The sequence below is a fragment of the Nocardiopsis endophytica genome (assembly GCF_027706725.1).
Lineage (GTDB): Bacteria > Actinomycetota > Actinomycetes > Streptosporangiales > Streptosporangiaceae > Nocardiopsis_A > Nocardiopsis_A endophytica.
Window position 1 is genome coordinate 1 of the sequence record NZ_JAQFWQ010000024.1, and the last position, 19,857, is coordinate 19,857.

General features: G+C 74.7%; 13 protein-coding genes. 4 read left to right on the forward strand and 9 right to left on the reverse strand.

The window, feature by feature from the left end:
* Nucleotides 1-516: 516 nt before the first annotated feature.
* The 3 genes from O4J56_RS10635 to O4J56_RS10645 all read right to left on the reverse strand — a co-directional run bounded on the left by O4J56_RS10635 (nt 517) and on the right by O4J56_RS10645 (nt 3,681).
* Nucleotides 517-1,347 carry a hypothetical protein gene (locus tag O4J56_RS10635; protein ID WP_270685558.1) on the reverse strand — a complete coding sequence of 277 codons (831 nt, stop codon included), beginning with the start codon at nt 1,345-1,347 and terminating at the stop codon, nt 517-519.
* Nucleotides 1,348-1,412: 65 nt separating this feature from the next.
* Entirely contained in the window at nt 1,413-2,660 is a 1,248-nt protein-coding gene (locus tag O4J56_RS10640) for a glycosyltransferase (RefSeq protein WP_270685620.1), read from the reverse strand.
* Between the two features lie 4 nt (nt 2,661-2,664).
* Entirely contained in the window at nt 2,665-3,681 is a 1,017-nt protein-coding gene (locus tag O4J56_RS10645) for a DMT family transporter (RefSeq protein ID WP_270685559.1), read from the reverse strand.
* Between the two features lie 754 nt (nt 3,682-4,435).
* Between O4J56_RS10645 and O4J56_RS10650 the strand changes: the two genes are divergently transcribed.
* Together O4J56_RS10650 and O4J56_RS10655 are read left to right on the forward strand one after the other, a co-directional pair.
* Nucleotides 4,436-5,332 carry an Lrp/AsnC family transcriptional regulator gene (locus O4J56_RS10650; RefSeq protein WP_270685560.1) on the forward strand — a complete coding sequence of 299 codons (897 nt, stop codon included), beginning with the start codon at nt 4,436-4,438 and terminating at the stop codon, nt 5,330-5,332.
* A gap of 369 nt (nt 5,333-5,701) precedes the next feature.
* A complete protein-coding gene (locus O4J56_RS10655) occupies nt 5,702-7,345 on the forward strand; it encodes a hypothetical protein (RefSeq protein WP_270685561.1) in 1,644 nt (547 codons plus the stop codon).
* Between the two features lie 238 nt (nt 7,346-7,583).
* Here O4J56_RS10655 and O4J56_RS10660 read toward each other — a convergent pair whose 3' ends face one another.
* Nucleotides 7,584-9,761 (reverse strand): tetratricopeptide repeat protein, encoded by a 2,178-nt coding sequence (locus O4J56_RS10660; RefSeq protein ID WP_270685562.1) that lies wholly within the window; start codon nt 9,759-9,761, stop codon nt 7,584-7,586.
* Nucleotides 9,762-10,113: 352 nt separating this feature from the next.
* On the opposite strand from O4J56_RS10660, the gene O4J56_RS10665 reads away from it, so the two are divergent.
* Nucleotides 10,114-11,703: a beta-N-acetylhexosaminidase gene (locus tag O4J56_RS10665; RefSeq protein WP_408639101.1), complete on the forward strand. Its 1,590-nt coding sequence runs from the start codon at nt 10,114-10,116 to the stop codon at nt 11,701-11,703.
* Nucleotides 11,704-11,775: 72 nt separating this feature from the next.
* Here the strand turns inward: O4J56_RS10665 and O4J56_RS10670 are convergent, their stop codons facing one another.
* A complete protein-coding gene (locus O4J56_RS10670) occupies nt 11,776-12,714 on the reverse strand; it encodes a glycerophosphodiester phosphodiesterase (RefSeq protein WP_270685563.1) in 939 nt (312 codons plus the stop codon).
* A gap of 255 nt (nt 12,715-12,969) precedes the next feature.
* Between O4J56_RS10670 and O4J56_RS10675 the strand changes: the two genes are divergently transcribed.
* On the forward strand, nt 12,970-14,292 hold the full coding sequence (locus O4J56_RS10675; RefSeq protein WP_270685564.1) for a hypothetical protein: 1,323 nt from the start codon (nt 12,970-12,972) through the stop codon (nt 14,290-14,292).
* Nucleotides 14,293-14,487: 195 nt separating this feature from the next.
* On the opposite strand, the gene O4J56_RS10680 is transcribed toward O4J56_RS10675, so the two are convergent.
* The 4 genes from O4J56_RS10680 to O4J56_RS10695 are packed head-to-tail and all read right to left on the reverse strand — an operon-like array spanning nt 14,488 to nt 19,808.
* Nucleotides 14,488-15,858, reverse strand: a complete 1,371-nt coding sequence (locus O4J56_RS10680) for a fumarylacetoacetate hydrolase family protein (RefSeq protein WP_270685565.1) — start codon at nt 15,856-15,858, stop codon at nt 14,488-14,490.
* Nucleotides 15,855-16,862, reverse strand: a complete 1,008-nt coding sequence (locus O4J56_RS10685; protein WP_270685566.1) for a hypothetical protein — start codon at nt 16,860-16,862, stop codon at nt 15,855-15,857. The genes O4J56_RS10680 and O4J56_RS10685 overlap by 4 nt, the downstream gene beginning before the upstream one ends.
* Before the next feature lie 32 nt (nt 16,863-16,894).
* Nucleotides 16,895-18,064, reverse strand: coding sequence for a homogentisate 1,2-dioxygenase (locus O4J56_RS10690; RefSeq protein WP_270685567.1), 1,170 nt, complete (start codon nt 18,062-18,064; stop codon nt 16,895-16,897).
* Nucleotides 18,065-18,119: 55 nt separating this feature from the next.
* Nucleotides 18,120-19,808, reverse strand: coding sequence for an FAD-dependent monooxygenase (locus O4J56_RS10695; RefSeq protein ID WP_270685568.1), 1,689 nt, complete (start codon nt 19,806-19,808; stop codon nt 18,120-18,122).
* Nucleotides 19,809-19,857: the final 49 nt, after the last annotated feature.

A 19,857-nucleotide genomic window follows, 5' to 3' on the forward strand; every position in this document is an offset into this window, starting at 1 on the left:
CCCCTCGTTGATCTCGGGAGAACGGACGCTAAAACCGGCCCGGTAGGGGCGTTTTCCCCGAGATCAACGAAGAGGGGCACCAGGGGTGCGGGCGCCACGAGCGCGGGCGGGCACGCGCCTCCAGTACCGCGCCGCCGCCTGGACCACGAGGAACCCGCCGGACGGCAAGCAGCGCCAGGGAACCGCCCGGCTGTCGCCGTCGCCGCCAAGCACGGTGACCACCCGCACGCCTGGCAGCCGACAGCGCTGCCGCACGGGCCGCCGGCCTCTCTTCGTCGCCGCCATCCCGCTCACACTCAGGCGGCCCGGCGCCCGGCCGGGGTCCTTGAGCGGGGTACCAGCGCAGCCGCTCGCCCGGACCGCGAGGAACCCGCCGGACGGCAGGCAGGGCCGGGGAAGTGCCCGGCTGTCGCCGTCGCCGCCCATCACGGTGAGCACGCACACGCCCGACTGCCGACAGTGCTGCGGCGCGGGTCGACGGCCTCCGCCGGTCCGGGCGCCCTACGTCCGGGCGCCCTACTCGCGGGGACGCCGCCGGGAGCCGTTGGCGCGCTTCCATCCGACGCGGGGGTGCTGGCGCTCCCGGTCTCCTCCGACTCCGCCGGATCCGCCGGACTCCCCGGTGTCCTCGCCGCCTTCGCGCTGGCTCGGGATCGGGCCCGGACCTCCCGCTCGGCGGCCGTCCGCCGGGTGGGGGTGCGCGCCACCCTTGTCAGCGCCACTCCCGGTGCCGCTGTTGCCAGCGTCACTCCCGGCGCCGCCGTTGTCAGCGCCGCCGTTCTCGTCGCTGTTCGCCCGGTGGCGGCCGGCCCGGTGGCCGTTCCCGCCGTTCTCGGAGGCGGCGGCGTGGCCCCCGCCGAGCCGGGTGTCCGGGCCGGTCCCCGCATCCGCCCACCGCACGGACCGCCCGGGGCGGTCCGGCCGGTCGGCGAAGTCGGGGTATCCCGCGCTGTCGGGGTGGTCGGGACGGCCCGCGGCGTCGGACCGCTCCAGGCGGTCCGGGCCCTCCGCCGGTGCGGGGACGTCCACCGCCCCGGCTCTGCCCCGGGCGGCCTCGCGTCGGTGGATGCGTTTCAGCCGGCGCCGGAGCCTGCGCGCCACGTGGCGGGCACGGTCGCGGTCCTCGCGGCAGTTCCACCAGCGGGCGAACGCCTCCAGCTTCTGCCTCCGGGCCTCGGCCAGCTCGGCCTCCAGGCGCTCGACCCGCTCCTCCAGCTCACGGTGGGCGCGGTCGTAGTCGCCCAGGACGTCCTGGCACGACCTCTCGTCGGATTCGGCCTTGCGGAGCCGGGCGGCCACGCCGTCGGCGTGCGCCGCCCCCGCCCGTCCGGTACCAACGAACCACACACTCTGGATATGTCCCGCGAACCGGACCTCACATCAGGTTGTGACGCAAAAACCACGGAAAGTCATCATGCGGCCGCAACGGTCCGGCGCCGCTCCCCCGTTCCGGCGACCGCGCGCAGCGCCCGGCCGTCCACCGGAGCCCCCGGGCGGCGCGGTCGCACCGACCGGTAGATCTCCTCGAACCGGTCCAGCGAGCGCCGGTGGTCGTGCGTCATCGCCAGCGCGCGGGACGCCTCCCCCATCGCCGCGCGCCGGTCCGATCCCAGCACGTCCAGCAGCCGCCCGGCCAGCGCCTCGGCGTCCCCCGGCGGGAAGAGGTAGCCGTTGCCGCCCTCGTCCACCAGGTGCGGCAGGGCGAGCGCGTCCGCGGCCACCACCGGCAGCCCCGTCGCCATCGCCTCCAGGGTGGCGATGCTCTGCAGCTCGGCCACGCTCCCGATGGCGAACAGGTCCGCGGCCACGTACACCAGCGGCAGCTCCTCGTCGGGCACGAACCCCAGGAACCGGACCCGGTCGGCCACGCCCAGCTCCTCGGCCAGCCGGGCCAGCTCCGCCTGGCGCTGGCCGGTCCCGGCCAGGGCGAGTTGGAGGTCGCGGCGGTCCTTCACCAGCGCCAGCGCGCGGATCAGGTCGTCGATGCGCTTCTCCTCGTCCAGGCGGCCGACGAACACCATCGTCTCCCGGTCCTCCAGCCCGAACCGCTTGCGCACCTCGGCGCGCTCGGCCGGGCGGGGCCGGAACCGCTCCAGGTCGATACCGCAGGAGACCGGCTCCACCGGGCGGCTGAACCCCTTGGCCGCCAGCAGGTCGGCCGCGCGGCGGGTCGGCGTGGTCACGTGGTCGGCCTCGTAGGCCACCCGCACCATGTCCCGCCAGGCCAGGCCGCCCGCGACGCCCTGGAGGGCGTCGGGGATGTGCGCGTGGGCGAACAGGTTGTCCGGCATGAAGTGGTTGGTGAGCACCACCGGAGCCCCCGACAGGCGCGCCCGCCGCACCGCCGCCCTGCTCACCGTGAAGTGGCTCTGGGCGTGCACGACGTGCGGGGCCAGGCGCTCGATGATCCGCGCCACGTGCCCGCCCACGCCCATGGGGACGGCGGTGCGCATCGTCGGGTGCACGAGCACCGGGGCCGAGCGCAGCCGGTGCAGCACCACGCCGTCCTCGTACTCGATGCCCGGGCGACCCGTCGCCGACGCGCACACCACATGGACGTCGTGGCCGCGTTCGGCCAGCCCGGCGGCCAGCCGGTAGGTGAAGTACCCCGCCCCGTTGACGTCCGGCGGGTAGGTGTCGGTCGCGATCAGCAGACGCAGGCGGTCAGGCCCCCCGCTCGGTCGGCTGCCCTGGCCGGCGCTCCCCGGGGTTCTCTCCTTCTTTGCGGTCATCAGGCTGCTCCTGTGCAGATGCGGAGGTGGACAACGGCGAGGCTTCCCCTGCCCCGTGCGCCGGGCGCCCGCCCGGCGCATGGGTGCCGCGGCGCACCGCGGCCTCCGGGTTCTGGTTCCTGGCCTTGGCCAGCACGGCGATGCCGGCCGCAGCGACGGCGGCGGAGGCGGTTGCCCCCGCCTGGGCGAGCGGGGTGGTCGGCAGCCCCTCGCCCAGCAGCAGCGCTCCCAGTCCCGCGCCGACCACGGGGTCGGCGACGAGGAGCACCGCGTAGGCAGCGGCGAAGTGGCCGGTGCGGTAGGCGTTCTGCATCATCAGGCCGCCGAACAGGGCCACGCCGACGGCGATCGGCGTGAGCCAGCTGACCACGGCGGCCGGGTCCTGGACGGCGCCCGCGGCGATCACCCGGGCGATCGCCGACGTCGTCCCCAGCGCGGTCCCGCCCACGGCCGCCAGCAGCACGCCGCGCGCCCCCGCGCGCAGGTACCGGGCGGCCGCGAAGGCGGCGAAGCCGACGCCCACCACCGTCCCGGCGAGCACCAGCGCGGTGGCGGTGGTCATCTCCGGCGCTTCGGCGGTGTGCGGGAACAGGGTGATGACCCCCACGAGGCCGACGGTGACCGCCAGCCCGGCGGCGATCTGCCCGGCCCGCACCCGGCGGCGGGTGAAGAACATGGACAGCACGATCGCGAACAGCAGTCCGGTGACGCCGATCGGCTGGATGATGGTGAGCGGCGCCCCGCTGAGCGCGATCAGGTGCAGGCTGACCCCGGCCGCGGCCGCGGCCGTGCCCAGGATCCAGCGCGGGCGCTGGGCCAGGTGCACGAGCAGGCTGAAGCGGGCCACGCTCTTGCCCGGCGCCCGGACCGCGTCGCGCTCCTGCAGGGCCGACCCCAGCGCCATGCAGAAGGCGCCGGCCAGGGCGATGAGGACCGATCCGATCAGCACGGCGGCCCCTCATCCCCCCGGTGGCGGCGCGCGCGCCGTCCGCCCGGGACGGCGCCCGGGCCGCGCGCGCCCACGGCCCACCCGGCTCCGTCCCGCCGGGCGCTGCGGCACGGCGGGCGCCGGCCGGCCGCGGCGGGAAGGGCGTGTCCCGAGTCCGACCTCGATCGCACCACGGTGTCCCCCCTCCGTACGGCCGCCGTGCGGCCCACTCGCTCCGTCGGGGAAAACGCTACGGATGTTCGGCGGCGAAGTGCGATAACGCCACCACCCTGTCCGAGGTGGTGCTCGCCCCACCCCCGAAGGAGCGGCACGCCCCACCATGAAACGCGCGGCGCGCCCGCGTCCCCTTTCCCCCGTGCGTACACGCGGCACGGGCCGTACCCGGCCCTGTGTCCTCCGGTCCCTCGCACAGCACCCCCGGTCCTGCGGTCGGTCAATGCGGTCGGTGTGCTCCTTCCCTGCGCATCACCGAGTAAGGACGCAGGTCCGTCCTCTCCTCCCAAACCTAGATAACCGGCTTGTCCTTCGCGTCCCTCCGCAGGCGTAGATATAGGGGAAACAGATCGTCAAAAGTCGGTACCCGCCGCGTGCGGCCCACCCGTAAGCCGCCCGACCGTTCGCCGGCCGCGAGGACCCGTGCGGCGGGGGGTGGGGCGGCGATCTGTCAAGTCGGGGCCCGGCCACCCGCACCGCGCAAGCAGCGCCCAATGTGCAGAATTAGGGGGAAATTCCCCCACTGGATAGGTGAGCGCCCATGGGCGGCATGGAACTGGACGAGACCGATTCGGCGATCGTGCGCGAACTGAGCGCGGACGGCCGCCTGCCCTTCGAGACCCTCGCGGGCCGCGTGGGGCTCTCCCGCGCCGCCACGCGCCTGCGGGTGCGACGGATGCAGGAGGCGGGGCGCCTGCGCGTCGTCGGCATCGTGCACCCCGCCGTCCGCGGGATCACCGCCCGCGCCCAGCTGGCGGTCGCGGTCCGGGGCACCACCGCCGCCGACGTCGCCGCGAAGGTCGCCGAGCTGCCCGAGTGCCACCGCGCGGAGCTGGCCGCCGGGCGGGCCCCGGTGGTCGCCGAGGTCGCCGGGGGCGACCTGGACCGGCTGACGGCCGCGGTGGACCGGGTGCGCCGGGTGGAGGGGGTGGCCGACGTCGACACGGCCGTGTACACCCGGGTGCTCAAGGACCCCTACCTCGCGTCGGCCCCGCCGCCGGAGGCCTCCCCCGACCAGGTCGACCTGCGCCTGCTGGGGCTCCTGGAACGGGACGGGCGGCTCTCCTTCGCCGAGCTGGCCGGGTACGTGGGGCTGTCCCCGGGGGCGGTGCGCAGCCGGGTGATGCGGCTGCTGGACGGCCGGGCACTGCGGGTGACGGCGCTGCTGGACCCGGCGACGGCCGGGCAGGGGTGCCACGGGGGGTTCGCGCTGACGCTGGGGCCGGGGGCCGAGGGGGCGGCCGCGACCGTCGCGTCCTGGGAGGAGACCCGGTTCCTGACCCGCTGCCTGGGCCGGAGCGACCTGGTGGGGGCGGTCGCGGCGGAGAGCCCCGAGGCGGTGCACGAGGTGCACGAGAGGCTCCGGATGCTGCCCGGGGTGGAGCTGCGCGACACCTGGCTGCGGCTCGACCGGGTCAAGGACGGCGACGGGGCGTAAGTGGCGGCGGTTGGCCGGACCCGGCCCTGCGCGTCCCGGCACGTCGGCGCGGCCGTCCTCATCCGGCCATGCGCGGGCGGCACGGTCCCCGTCTCACGGTTCGGACGGGGTCGCAGGGGACCGGGGTACTGGGCGGGGCCGTGTGCGCGGTGTCCGGTAGCGTTGTGCGACGGCGCAGGGCAGGGAATGCGCGGATGGAAGCGGAAGGAATGCGCACCGGATACGGGGCGCGCGAAAGGACGCGAGGGAGCGGGGTCGCGGTTGTCCGTGCACGAGCGGCTGAGCGTGCCGATCGGACGTGTCGCGGAGGAATGGTCGACGCGCCCGGGAAGCCGTCGCGTTCTCGCGGTCGCGCACACCGTCACCGCCGTGACCCGGCTGATGGACGTCCTTCCGGTGTTCGAATCGGATTTCCGCGTGCAGGTGGTGTTCACCCGCGCCCGGACCTCGAATTTCCGGGAAGGCGTCACCGAGTACCTGACGGACCTGGGGGCCGCGGTCGCCCCGTGGGAGCAGGCCGTCGAGGAGGAATTCGACCTCGCGCTGACCGCCAGCCTCGGCGATGATCTACACCTGATCAAGGCGCCCGTCGTCGCCGTCTCCCATGGGGCCGGATACAATAAGCTGGGGAAACCGGAAACCGGAAACCGGAAACCGGAAACCGATCCGCATTCGCACTCCGCGCCCAATGTATTCGGCATATCCCGGCAGACGCTCTTCCGGAACGGCGTGCTCATCCCCTCCGCGCTCGTGCTCTCGCACGAGGAGCAGCGCGACCGCGTCGCGCGCTCCTGCCCCGAGGCCCTCGCCGCGGCCGTCGTCGCCGGGGACCCGACCTTCGACCGCATCCTGGCCGGGCGCCGCTGGCGCGACGACTACCGCCGCGCGCTGGGCGCCGACGGCCGCCGCCTGGTCCTGCTCACCTCCACCTGGGGCCCATCGTCCCTGCTGGGGCGCCGCCCCGAACTGATCCGCCGGGTCCTGCGGGAGCTCCCCCGCGACGAGTACCGGGTGGTCCTGGTGGCGCACCCGAACGCCTGGTACGGGCACGGCATGTGGCAGATGCGCACCTGGCTGGCGTCCTGCGAGCGGTCGGGCCTGGCCGTGCTTCCCCCGCGCGCGGGCTGGCAGGCGGCGCTGGCCGCCGCCGACCACGTCATCGGGGACCACGGATCGGTCACCTTCTACGGGGCCGCGCTGGGCACGCACACCATGCTCGGGGCGTTCCCGCACGACGAGGTGGACCCGGACTCCCCCGTCGGCGCGTTCGGCCGCAGCGCGCGCGTGCTCGATGACGCCGCGCCCATCGAACACCAGCTCCTCGACGATGCGGCCGCCCACGAACCCGACCGCTTCGCGCCCCAGACGAGCCAGCTGACGTCGCTGCCCGGCAAGTCCGGGGCGACACTGCGCGCGCTGTTCTACGGACTCATGAACCTGGCCGAGCCCGCGGTCCCGGCGCGGGTGACGCCCCCGGACACGCCGGAGCCCCTGGCGCTCGACTGGCCCAGGGCCGCACGTGTCGGCCCCCTGCTGGTGGAGGCCGAGGGTGATACCTCAGAGGTACACGTGCGGCGGTACCCGGCGGAGATGTACCGGGCCGGGAGCGGCGGCCCCGAACGGAGCCACCTGCTGGTCGACGCGTCCGAGCCGGACGAGGCGTGGCGGGACAGCGCCGACGTGCTGCTGCGGCGCGAGCCGACGCCGGGGGCGCGCGCCTGGGCCGAGGGGACGCTCGCGACGGAGACCGGCCTGCGTATGGCCGCGGCTGTCGAGCCCGACGGCACGGTGGTCGCCGCGCTCATCCCCGGCCGCCCTCGAACGGAGGAGCAGGACCGGCCGCTGACCGTGCGGGTGCGCCTCCACGACGCGACGGCGGGCGTTCCGGCCGAGGCGGGCCTCGCCGCACTGTGGCGCGCCGACGCGGACGGGTGCGACCTATGGCGCCCGGTGGCATCCAAGCTGCACCTGGGCGAGCGGACGGCCGACGTACGGATCGCCCCTGCCGGCTGAGAACCCACGTCGATCTCGGGAGACCCGACGCTAAGAGTCCGCGCGGATGGGCGGTTGTGCTCGTCGTTGATCTCGGGAGAAACGACGCTTCCGGGCCGGTTTTAGGGGCGCATTTCCCGAGATCAACGACGCAGGAGCGGCGCTCGGCAGCGGAGTCGGCGAGGCTGGGCGCCCTGCCGCCCGCGCGCCCATCCGCGCGGGTTCTGAAACCGCGCTCGTAGGGGCGTTTCTCCCGAGATCAACGCGGAGTTCGTGTCAGCGCCTTGATGCGCTCATCGGTGCGGAGGAAGTCGACCCCGCGTCCCAGCTGCTCGTACATCCTCCGGGCCTCGGCCAGCTCCCGAAGCGCGTCGGGCTTGCGGCCCTGCGCGACGCGCAGCTCCGCGCGCTGGGCGACCACATCGGCGACGCGCCTCCGCGAATCGCTCTCGCGGAACGCCTCCAGCGCCTCGGCCAGACGGCCCTCGGCCGAGGCGTAGTCCCCCTCGGCCGTATCCAGCTCGGCCAGGGACATCAGGATGCGCCCCTCGTTGTACAGGTCCCTGTCCGGCAGCCCCTTGACCTCCGACCAGGCGTCCCGCAGCTGCCGCCCCGCTTCCTCGAACGCGCCGAGCCCCTTCAGGATCCGGGCCAGTTTCTGGCGCTCGACCAGGACCGCACGGGTGTCTCCGCTCTCGTGGGCGAGCGCGAGCGACCGCTCCTGCTCCTGCCGCGCCCCTGCCGCATCGCCCTTCGCCGCGAGCACCTCCGCCAGCATCTCGAAAGCCGTCGACATCAGCAGGGCCTTGTCCTCCGGGGCGGTTCCGGCCCCGGCGTCGCCCGAGGCCTCCTCCACCGCCCGGCGCGCCTGCCCTTCGGCGTCGTCCAGCCTGTCCCGATCGGCGTCGCTCATCTCCAGGAGCGCGCGGACGAGCTGTGACCGCACCTTGGACACCAGCAGCGGCGGGGCGAGCGCGGGCCCGGCGTCCCAGCGCGCCTTCTCCAGCACCGGCTCGTGCGTCGAGATGATGTCGTGGAACAGGGAGTCCTTGAAGTACAGGGCCCACAGGACCTGGCAGAGCCTCAGCCCCCGGTGCGAGCCCGGCCCGTCCTCCTCCGCGGCGAGGTACACCGCCTGTTCCAAGGCGAGCCGTTCCTCCCTCAGCCAGCGCCTCGCCTCCGCCGCATCCGTGAAGGTACGGGGCTCACCGCGTTCCTCCGCGATCAGGCGGCGTCCGGGCATCACGCGCAGGTGGGCGTCCAGGGCCAGGGAGTGGCAGGCGGCGCAGTACCGCTGGACGAGCAGGTCGCGCCCCTGGTCACGGTCGAACCCCGCCCAGCGCGCTTCGGCGATCTCGCGAAGGTCGGTGTGCAGGCGGAAGCGGGAGCCGTCCTCCCCGGGCTCGGCCTCGACCAGTCCGAGGTGCACCAGCGACCGCAGCCGGTCGTCGGTGTCCTCCCGGTCGAGCGCCGATGCCAGCACTCTGCGCCCCACGGGCCGCCCGGCCAGGGCCAACAGCCCCACGAGCATCCTGTCGGTCGGCCCCAGCGCCTCGTAGGCGGCGTCCGCTGAGTCCAACGCGTCCTCCTCGCCGGTGGCGGCCGTGCGCCGGTGTTCGAGGGCGGCCCTGCGGACGCCGCGCATCGTGCGGCCATGCCTGTCGAGCAGGTTCCGGCGCTCGTCGGGGGAGGCGTCCGGCACGCCGAGAGCGCTCAGCTCCATCCCCAGCAGGGTCAGGGCGTCCTTCTCGCTGAGAGGTCCGACCCGCACCGGGCGGACGTCCAACGCGCCGAAGTCCGGGTGGCGGACGGTGTCGCCGCCGGCGCCGCCGACGACCACGACGATGCTCCCGCGCGCCCCCGGCAACAGGCGCTCGACATCGCGCGCGCTGCGCGGGTTCTCCACGATCAATGCGAGGGGCCCCTGGTCGCGTGTGATCGCCCGGAACAGGGACGACGGGTCGGTGCCGAGCATCTCGTCCGGTACGCCCATGTCGCGCAGCAGCTCCTGGAGGGCCCTGCGGACCGGGAGAAAGCCCAGGTTCACGGTCCTGGCGACGCGCTCACGTCCCGGGGCGGGCCGCGCCAGCCAGTCGCCGCACATCAGGCGCGCCGTCGCCGTCAGGCCGCTCCCCGATTCGCCGTGCACGCGGAAGACCGCCACCGGTGACGCCCGGGGCCGCCAGCCCTCCCAGAGTTGGAGCGCGCGCCGCTCGGCATCGGGGTGCCAGCCCTGGAACGGCGGCGCGGCGAGATCCGTATCCCGCCCCAGCCGGTACACGGCCCTGCGCCCCCGGTCGTCGACGACCTTCAGATGGAATCCCCCGTTGACGGTGCCCGCCTGGACGACGGTCCCCGTCACGCCGACCGCGTTGTTCCATGCGCCGCCCGCGAGCGCTCCACCGGGGTCGGGGCTGCTGTCGTCGATCGGGGTCATCGAAGCCTTCCTGAGGGGTCGCGGCGGCCCGGCCGATGCCGGGAAACCCTATCCTCCCGGCCTTCCCGCGCCCGGACGCGCCGCACCGCGGTGTCCCGTTCCGGCCGCGACCGGCCACGACCGACCGGAGACGGCCGGGGCCGACGGGGCCCAGGGCCTGTCCAGCGGGGGCCCAGCGGGGCGCGGCGGGGACGGCCGACTCCGGCGTCGCGCGGCCCTCGACACGCGCCTGGAGCGGCCCGGTCCGCCCTCCGACCCGCCTTCCGACCTGCCCACCCCCGACCCGTGCGCCTCCGGGCCGCCGCGTGGCACGATGGCACCAGTCACTGGTCTAGACCGATGAGGAGCCTCCGTGCCTGCACTCCCCCTGGTCCCCCTCCCCGCCGAGACGCTGCCCGGCGGCGCTGCGGGCCACGGCGCCGACGGCCTGGAGCTGGACGCCTCCACCCGCATCGACGCCGACCCCGAGGCCGCCGGGACCGAGGCCTGGCTCCGCGCCGAGCTGGGCGCCGCCACCGGCCTGCCGCTGCCGCCCGGGCGCGGCGAGGACGCGCGGCTGCGGCTCACCGTCGACCCGGACGCCGGGCTGGGCCCCGAGGGCTACCGCCTCATCGCCGACGACGAGGGCGCCGTGGTCGTGGGCCACGACCCGGCCGGCGTCTTCTACGGCGCGCAGACCCTGCGCCAGCTCCTGCCGGCCGCCGCCTACCGCCGCTCGCCCCTGGGCGGGCGGGTCTGGCGGCTGCCGTCGGTGCGCATCACCGACCGCCCGCGGTTCGGCTGGCGCGGCTGCATGCTGGACGTCGCCCGGCACTTCATGCCCAAACACGGGGTGCTGCGCTTCATCGACCTGATGGCCATGCACAAGCTGAACGTCCTGCACCTGCACCTGACCGACGACCAGGGCTGGCGGGTGGAGATCCGGCGCTACCCCAGGCTCACCGAGGTGGGCGCGTGGCGCAGGGAGAGCCAGGTCGGCGCGGGCACCCCCAAGAGCTTCGACGGGCGCCCGCACGGCGGCTTCTACACCCAGGAGGACATCCGCGAGATCGTCGCCTACGCCGCCGCCCGCCACATCACCGTCGTGCCCGAGGTGGACGTGCCGGGCCACTCGCAGGCCGCGATCGCCGCCTACCCCGAACTGGGCGAGGGGGAGCCGGTCGAGGTCGGCCGGGAGTGGGGGATCATCGAGACGGTCCTCAACACCACCGACGCAACCATCGCCTTCTACCGCGACGTCTTCGACGAGATCATGGAGCTGTTCCCCAGCGGCTACATCTGCGTGGGCGGGGACGAGTGCCCCAAGGTCCAGTGGCGCGCCAGCGAGACCGCGCAGGCCCGCATCGCCGAGGAGGGGCTCGGGGACGAGGACGGCCTGCAGAGCTGGTTCATCCGCCGCTTCGACGCCTACTTCGCGTCCAAGGGGCGGCGCCTGCTCGGATGGGACGAGATCCTGGAGGGCGGCCTCGCCGAGGGGGCGACGGTGCTGTCGTGGCGCGGGACCAAGGGCGGCATCGCGGCGGCGCAGGCCGGGCACGACGTGGTCATGTGCCCCACCGCCACCTCCTACCTCGACTACCGCCAGTCGGACGGGCCGGACGAGCCGATCCCGGTGGGCACCCTGCTGACGGTCGCCGACGTCTACGGCTCGGAGCCGGTCCCGCCGGAGCTGGCCGAGCAGGGCGCCGAGCACGTCCTGGGGGCGCAGGTCAACATCTGGACCGAGCACATGGACTCGCCCAGGACCGTGGACTTCATGGCCTTCCCCCGCCTGTCGGCCTTCGCCGAGGTGGCGTGGTCGTCCCACGAGCGCTCCTTCGAGGAGTTCCTCCCGCGCCTGGAGGCGCACCTGGAGCGCCTGGACGCCGTCGGCGTCGAGTACAGGCCGCTGGACGGCCCGCATCCGTGGCAGCGGCGCCCGGGGGTGCAGGGCCGCCCCTGACGTGCACGGCGGCCCGGCCCCGTGCGGGGCCGGGCCGCCTCGTGCTGCCGCTTCCGCGGCGGAGGGCCCGCGTCAGGCCGCCGCTTCGGCCTCCTCGGCCGCCTCGGAGCGCTCGTGCTCGCGGATCACCTGGCGGGCGATGTCCGGGTAGTCGGTGATGAGCCCGTCGACGCCCTTGTCCAGCGCCTTGCGCATGTCGTCGGCGTCGTTGACCGTGTAGGTCACCACGGCCATCCCCTCGTCGTGCACCGCGTCCACGTAGTCGGCGGTCAGGGTCTTGTGGCTCGGGTTGATCTGGTCGGCCCACTCGCCGTAGTCGTCGATCTCGCTCTCGGGGACCTGGCCGAGCAGCCCGTGCGGGATGGTCGGAAGCAGGTCGTGCGAGCGCTTGACCGACGCCCAGTCGAAGCTCTGGATGACCAGGCGGTGCTTGCCGCGCTTGCCGACCGGGACGAGCCAGGCGGGGTTGCGGGCCAGGGTCTCGGAGATGTCGGCCTCGATGCCGGGGTAGAGGACCGGCGCCTTGACCTCCAGGAGCAGGTTCAGGCCGTGCTTGCGCAGCCGGTCCAGGGCCTCCTGGAAGGTCGGCACCTTCTCCCCCTCGAATGCGGGGTCGAACCAGGAGCCGGCGTCGAGGCTGCGGATCTCCTCGAGGGTGAAGTCGGCGACGTCGTAGGAGCCCCGCCCCGGGAAGACCTCCTCGGCGTCCGTGGTGCGCTCCAGCGTGGTGTCGTGGAAGACGACCAGCTCACCGTCCTTGGTGCGCTGCACGTCGATCTCGACGGTCGTGGCGCCGCGCACCTTGGCGGCGTCGATCGCGGCGAGAGTGTTCTCGGGCGCGTACCCCGAGGCGCCCCGGTGGGCGACGTCGAGGACCGACAGCGCCGCGGAGCCGCTCGCGGGGCCGAGCGGGGAGTAACGGAGTTCGGTGTCGTCTGCTGCCACGGCGGAACCCCCGCCCACCAAGGCGAGCGCCAGGGTGGCCGCGGTGAACCCGAGCCGTCGGATCATGACACTCCTTCTCATCGAGACCGGTTCTCACCGACCGTTCAAGCGTCGACTCGGACGGTTACCGCCGGGTGACCTCGAAGCGAGGCGCCCATGCCGCCCCTGGGAACACCCCGGCGGAGCGGAGCGAAATCTCGACACGATGCACTCCTTGTGACCGTTTCACTACATCGTGTGCGACTTTTGATGCTGATGGCATTTTGCGCCACGCAACGTGTCATCCATACCACGCTAGGTAGTCAAACGAGAGGTCGAAACATGCGCAAGCACCACAAGCGGTGGATAGCGCTGGCAGGGACGACCGCCGTCTGTCTGGCCGGGTTCGGCCTGGTGGGCGGCGCGTCGGCCGCCGCGGACGACGACGAGGGCCTGCGCTGGCCGGTGATCCAGCAGCGCGCCTCGACCTACGCCATCGACGGTTTCGAGATCGGGTACCTGCCGGCCGAGCTGGAGCGGTACGGGATCAGCGCCGAGTCGGCCACGGGCAAGAAGGGCGAGCGGACCTCGCACATCGCGTGGGTGCAGGGGCCGGACGCCACCTACGGCAAGGTCGCGATCCTCCGGGACGCCGACCTGACCTCGCTCGACGTGCTGCGGAGCCGGCGCTACGACCACCTCGAGGACGCGTCCCTGGAGCGGGTGGAGGCCGAGGAGGAGAGACAGGAGGCCTACGTCTCCGAGTCCACCGGCGACTACTTCTTCCTCCAGGAGGAGGGCGTCGCGGTCGCCGCCTACCTGCAGCCGGACAAGTGGGACGCCGAGGAGCTGGCCAAGTTCGCCACCTCGGTCCGCCCGCAGGCCGCCGAGGTGTCGGAGGCCGCGAACGCGCCCGAGGACGACCCGCCGCCGGAAGAGGAGGGAGAGGAGCCCGCAGCCGAGGAACCGGCGGCCGAGGCTCCGGCGGAGGAGCCGGCCGAGGAGGCGCCCACTGAAGAGGCGCCCGCCGAAGAGCCCGCGGCCGAGGAGCCTGCCGCCGAGGAACCCGCGGCTGAGGAACCGGCCGCCGAAGAGCCCGCAGCCGAGGAACCGGCCGCCGAAGAGCCCGCAGCCGAGGAACCGGCCGCCGAGGCCCCTGAGGAGGAGGCTCCCGGGGAACAGCCCGCCGAGGACGCGACCGGCTCCGAGGAGGCCGCGGACGGCGCCGCTGAGCAGGAGACCGGGGCCGCCGAAGAGCCCGCCGCCGAAGAGGCCCCCGCCGAGGAGCCCGCAGCCGGCGGCACGGCCGAAGGGGACGAGGGCGCCGAGGCCGCGACCGACGGTGAGACCGTGGGCATCCGCCTCCCCCAGGGGGCGACCGCCGTCGACGTCCGGACCTGCCTGGCCGAGGAGATCACCGGCGGCGAGCTGGACGAGGAGATGCGGGAGACCGCCCGGGACGCCGAGAAGTTCACCGCGTTCTGGGGCGAGACGGCCCTCGCGGACCGCAGGACCGCGGTGGACGCCTGCATCGAGCGGCTGAAGGCCGACGAGTGGTGGTACGAGGAAGGCGCCGGGCAGGGCGATGAGGACGCGAGCGCGCGCTACGCGGGCGCGTGGCGTCAGGCGCCGTGGACCCTGCCGGCTCATCGCGTGGGCGACTGAGCAGGTGGTGCGCGCGGCCGTATCCCACGACCGACCCGCACCATGGGCGCCGCCGTGCACGCACGGCGGCGCCCTGGGGTCGAGCCTCGCGCCCCGTCGCCGACCGCCGCCCCCGTATCGTTGATCTCGGGGAAGCCGGGGTAAAAACGGACAGCATAAGCCCGACTTCCCCGAGATCAACGCCGAGGGGGCGGGTCACTCCTGGGACGCGGGGACCACCGTTCCCTCGGCCTCGCCCAGGCTGATGAAGCCGCCGCCGAGGCCCGGCGCGGTGGCGGTCACCGACACGCGGTCCCCGTCCTCCAGGAACGCGCGTTCCGTACCGTCCGGCAGGATCAGCGGATGCTCCCCTCCGCCGCCCAGCTCCAGCAGGCTCCCGCGCTCCTCGCGGGCGAGGCACGCGCCCGACACCGTGCCCGTCGACACCAGGTCGCCGGTCTCCAGCGCCGTCCCGTCGGCCGTCAGCTGCGCCACGAGCTGGTCGGGCGTCCAGTACGCCCCGCCCAGTCGCGGCCGGGCAACCGTCTGGCCGTTCACCCTCAGCTCGAACCCCACCTCCAGCGCCCAGTCGGCGATGCTGCGCAGGTGGGGCAGCGGTGGCCTTCGTTCCTGGGCCGGGATGCGGGCCGCGCCCAGGGCGTCCAGCGGCACCACCCACGGCGAGACCGACGTGGCGACCGCACGGCCCGGCAGGGGCGCGGGCGGATCGTCCTCGGAGGGCAGGTCGCGGGCGGACCAGGCGGCGATCAGGACGGCACCGAACACGTGCTCGGCGAACTCGCCCACCGGCACCCGGCTGCCCGGCGTGCTCGGGGAGCCCACGACGAACGCCAGCTCCGCGCCGACGTCCAGGCGCCTGCTCGGGCCGAGGTCGTCGTCGGACGGCGGGGGCGCGCTCCCGCCGGCTCCCGCCTCCTCCGCGCTACCGGCGGGCTCCGACGGGTGCCGTGCGTCCTCCGGAGGGCGGTCCTCCCGGCTCCCCCGTCCACCGTTCAACGGCCCCGAAACGGCCCCGTTGCCCTCCGGGACAGCGGCCCGCCGCCCCCGGGGCCGCGGTACCGGGCCTCCCGGGTCGGTCACCGACGCGGGTCGGCCCCCGCCGCCCAGCGGCCGGTCCTCCCAGGGCCCCGGAAGGACGTTCTCCCCCGGCGCCAGGAGCCGCGCCGCGTTGCTCGCGTACTCCAGCGAGCACAGGTAGCCCGTGTGCGCGTGCGGCGCGACCGGGGCCGCCATCTCGACCCGCTCCAGCGGGATCAGGTGCGGTTCGGCCTTGGCACGCCCCGCCTCGTCGGCCAGCATCCCGCTGATGCGGGCGCGCACGGCGCGCCAGGCGATCGGCCCCGTCGCCATGAACGGCACCAGCGACGGGCGGGCGAACTCGGGGGCCCTCAGCAGCGGCGCCAGGTCGAGCACCATGCCGCCGATGCGCGCACCGACCCGGGCGGGCCCGCCCCCGCGTTCGCGGAAGACCCCGTAAGGCAGGTTGTCCGCACCGTACCCGGCCTCGTCGGCGCCGGACACCCACGTCGTCCTCGTCCCGCTCGTCCGCTCCGTGTCCGCGGTCACGCGACTCCCTCCCCCACCGTTCCCAGCAGTCCCAAGCGCTCGACGTCGCGCGGCGGCTCACCCGTGCTGCGCGCGCCCATCCCGGTGAACACCCGGCGCGTGCGCAGCGCCGTCCTCCAGCCCACCGCCGCGAAGCGGGCCGCGATCAGCTCCTCGTCGGTGGTGCGCAGCACCTCGCGCACCTCCCCGGCACCCGCGCCCTCCACCGCCGCCGCCGTCGCCAGCAGGACGTTGAGGTAGCCGTGGCGGGCGGGGAGCCCACCGACCGCCGGGGCCGACACCGCCCGGTGCTGCCCGGCGGCGACGCGGAAGGGCACGTCCCAGAACACGCACTCGGCGATGGTGTCGGCCAGCTCGGTGACGCCGGGCGGCGGGCAGGAGCGCGTGCCGTGGCAGCGGATGCGCATCCCGAGCGGGCGGGCGCCGCTCAGCGCCGCGACCGACTCCACCCGGCGCGAGCCGCGCGGCATCTCGAAGTAGACGGTCCGCAGGCGGAAGGATCCGCCGACCCTGGCGAGGAGCGCGGCCCGGCGTACCTCCTCCGGCAGCGCCCAGGTCTCCACGTGCACCACCCGCACGCCCGGGAGGCCGGTGACGTCCGCGGGCACGGCCCCTCCGCCGTCGTCCAGCACCACCCCCACGTCCAGCGGGGTCCGGGGCGGCACCGCGCGGCCGTGGTCCGGGCCCGGCGGGCCGTCCCCGGGCCCACGGCCCGGCCCCGCCTGCGGTTCGCGGTCGGCCTGCGGTCCGTGGTCGACCTGCAGTTCGCGGTCGACCTCGCCCTGCACGGCGCCGTCCAGGGCGGCCTCCACGGCGGCGCCGTCGCCTCGGCCCGCGCGCCGGGCCAGGTCGGGCAGCAGCCCGGACGGGCACAGCAGCCTGCGGCTGAGCAGGGGGTGCGCCAGGATGCGGTCGGTGCGGTTGCGCTGCAGCGCCTGGAAGAGCGGCAGCGGCGCGGGCGGCAGCAGGCCCGCGTCGTCGACCAGCCCGTGCAGGAGGATCACACCCGGCGGGGCCCCGTGGCCGCTGCCCGGCATCAGCGGGCCCAGCTCCAGGCGTAGGCGGGGTCCTCAGAGGCGCGCCCCGCGGGTCCGATGTCCAGCGGCCGGAAGGTGTCGACCATGACGGCGGTCTCGGTGGTGGAGGGCGCCCCGAGCGCCGCCTCGACCGCTCCCGGCTGGGGGCCGTGGGTGAACCCGGCCGGGTGCAGGGAGATCGACCCGATGCCGATGCCCGACCCCTTGCGCGCGGCGTAGTCCCCCGCGACGTAGTACATGAACTCGTCGGAGTCGACATTGTGGTGGTTGTAGGGGATGGGCACCGCGTCCTCGTGGAAGTCCAGCGGGCGCGGGCAGAACGAGCACACCACGAAGTTGGGCCCCTCGAACGTCTGGTGCACCGGCGGCGGCGCGTGCGTCTTCTTCACGATCGGCTCGAAGTCCTCGATGTTGAAGGCGAAGGGGTACAGGTAGCCGTCCCATCCGACGACGTCGAAGGGGTGGTGGGCGAAGGTCATCCTGCTGAGGCCGGCCCGGGTGCGGACCAGGACGGGGGTGGCGGAGCGGGCCTCGGGCCCCTCAGCGGTGAACGGCTCGGTCGGCCCGCGCAGGTCCCGCTCGCAGTAGGGCGCGTGCTCCAGGAACTGCCCGAAGGAGGACAGGTAGCGGCGCGGCGGCCGGATGTGCCCCGACGCCTCGATGACCAGGGCCTGAACGCGGCCGTGCGGGACCCAGCGGTGGATGGTCCCGGTGGGCACGGTGATGTAGTCGCCCTCGCGCCCTTCGATGACGCCGTAGGTCGACTCGAAGCGCGCGCTGCCCGACTGCAGGTAGACCGTCTCGTCTCCGACCGAGTTCCGGTAGAGCCCGCTCTCCTCCTCCACCGCGGCGTAGGACAGGCGCACGTCCCCGTTTCCGGCCAGCAGCTGCCGCCCGGTGACCAGGTCGCCCTTGACGGGCAGGTCCCCGGTGCGGAAGTGGCGCGGGGCCAGGGGGAGGTTGGGCCGCGCCTCGCTCAGCGCGCGCATGTCCTCGGCGGGTTCGGAGTTGACGATGGCCGTGGGCAGGTACCGGTGGTAGAGCAGGGAGGAGTCCGAGGAGAAGCCCTCCTCTCCCATGAGCTCTTCGGCGTAGATGCCCCCGTCCGGGCGGCGGAAGACGGTGTGCCGCTTGCGGGGGAGCTCTCCGACAGCTCTGTAGAAGGGCATCTCGCCGTCCTTTCCGGGGGCGTCCGCCCCCTGGCGCCTCCTCGGTCCCTGACCTTCACCTACCCCGCCGGGCCGGTGCCCGCGCACCGCAGGCGCGCTCGATCGCGGACCGGACCCTGCCCGGCGGGGTTCCCGGGGGCAGGACGGCGCACAGGTGGGCGTCGGGCCGCACGGCGAGCAGAGTGCCCTGCGGGTGGCCGAGCGCTTCGGCGGCGGCTCCGGTGGCATCGACCCGCTCCAGGGCGAGCGGCACCACGTCCATGGGCAGGTCCGCGCATGCGCGCGCGGCCGCGGCCGCTTCGGCCTCCCCATGGGCGACGATCGTGAAGCCGGGCCCGAGCAGTGACCGCAGGCGCACCCGCTCCCCCTCGGCGGCGCCGACGGGCGCGCACAGGGCGTCGGGGCAGATGTCGCCGGGGGCGGGGTCTTCGGGCCGGGTCTGCGGCGGAACCGGGCCGGCGGGGGTGGTCAGCGGCGAGTCGCCGTAGCGGAAGGGCTCGGCGAGCTTGCCCGAGTCGATGCGGTCGCCTGCGCGGGGGTCCTCCAGCGCGCGCTCCAGCACCTCGCGCCGGCGCCGCCGGTCCTCCTCGGTGTGCGGGACGAGGAACCGCATGGTGTCCCCGGTGACGCGCAGGTTCTCCCGGGCGGCCGCCCAGCGCTCGGAGTGGTAGGTCTCCAGGAGCGTGTCGGCCGCCGCGGGGTCGGAGGCCCTGAGCGCGCACGCGATCTTCCAGGCGAGGTTCTCGGCGTCCTGCACGCCGCTGTTGAGCCCGCGCGCGCCGAAGGGGGCGTACAGGTGGGCGGCGTCCCCTGCGAGCAGGACGCGGCCGACGCGCATGCGCTCGGCGCACCGCTCGTGGAAGCGGTACACCGACGACCACACCAGCGTGTAGTCGCCGTCGCCGACGATCTTGCGGATGCGCTCCTCCAGCGCCCCGCTGCGGCGCTCGGCCTCCAGGTCGAACCCGTCGGGCACCTGCCAGTCGATGCGCCAGGTCGAGTCGGGGCACTGGTGCACGAGCACCTGGCGGCCGGGGTTCCACTCGGGGTCGAAGTGGAACCGCCTCTCCTTGGGGAAGGGCAGGTCGGCGCGGATGTCGCAGATGAGGAAGCGGTCACCGAAGGAGTCGCCCGGGAACGGCACGCCCGACAGGGTGCGCACCGCGCTGCGCGGGCCGTCGGCGCCGACGAGGTAGGCGGCGCGCATCCGCACCGTCCCGCCGGGGGTCTCGGCCTCGACGGCGACCTCCCCGCCCGGCTCCCCGTCCTGGGCGATCCCCACCACGCGGTGCCCGAAGCGCAGGTCGATGTCCGGGTGGGCGGTGACGGCGGCGAGCAGCTCCTCCTCGACCCGCGCCTGGGAGATGTTGATCCACGGCGGCAGGAGGCCCACGCCGCCCCCGGCCCCGGCGGGGAAGGTGACGGTGCGGACCTCGTGCCCCTTGTAGTACGTGCGGGCGGTCGTCCACGTGGTCCCCTCGGCGATGATGTTCCCGCCCACCCCCAGGCGGTCGAAGACGTCGAGCACGTCGCGCTGGAAGCAGATCGCCTTGGAGCCCGTGGAGCGGAAGTAGGCGGCACCGCGTTCGTCCTCGGCCTCCAGGACCGTGCAGGGGACGCGCGCGCGGGCGAGCGCCAGGGCCGCGGTCAGACCGACCGGCCCCGCGCCGACCACGATCACGGGCGGATACGCGCCCCCGGAGCGTCCGCGCGCCCCCGCACCGTTCCCGTCACGGCTGCTCATGCGTCCGCCCTCCCGGGGTCGAACTCCGCGGCCACCGCCCGCCGCACCC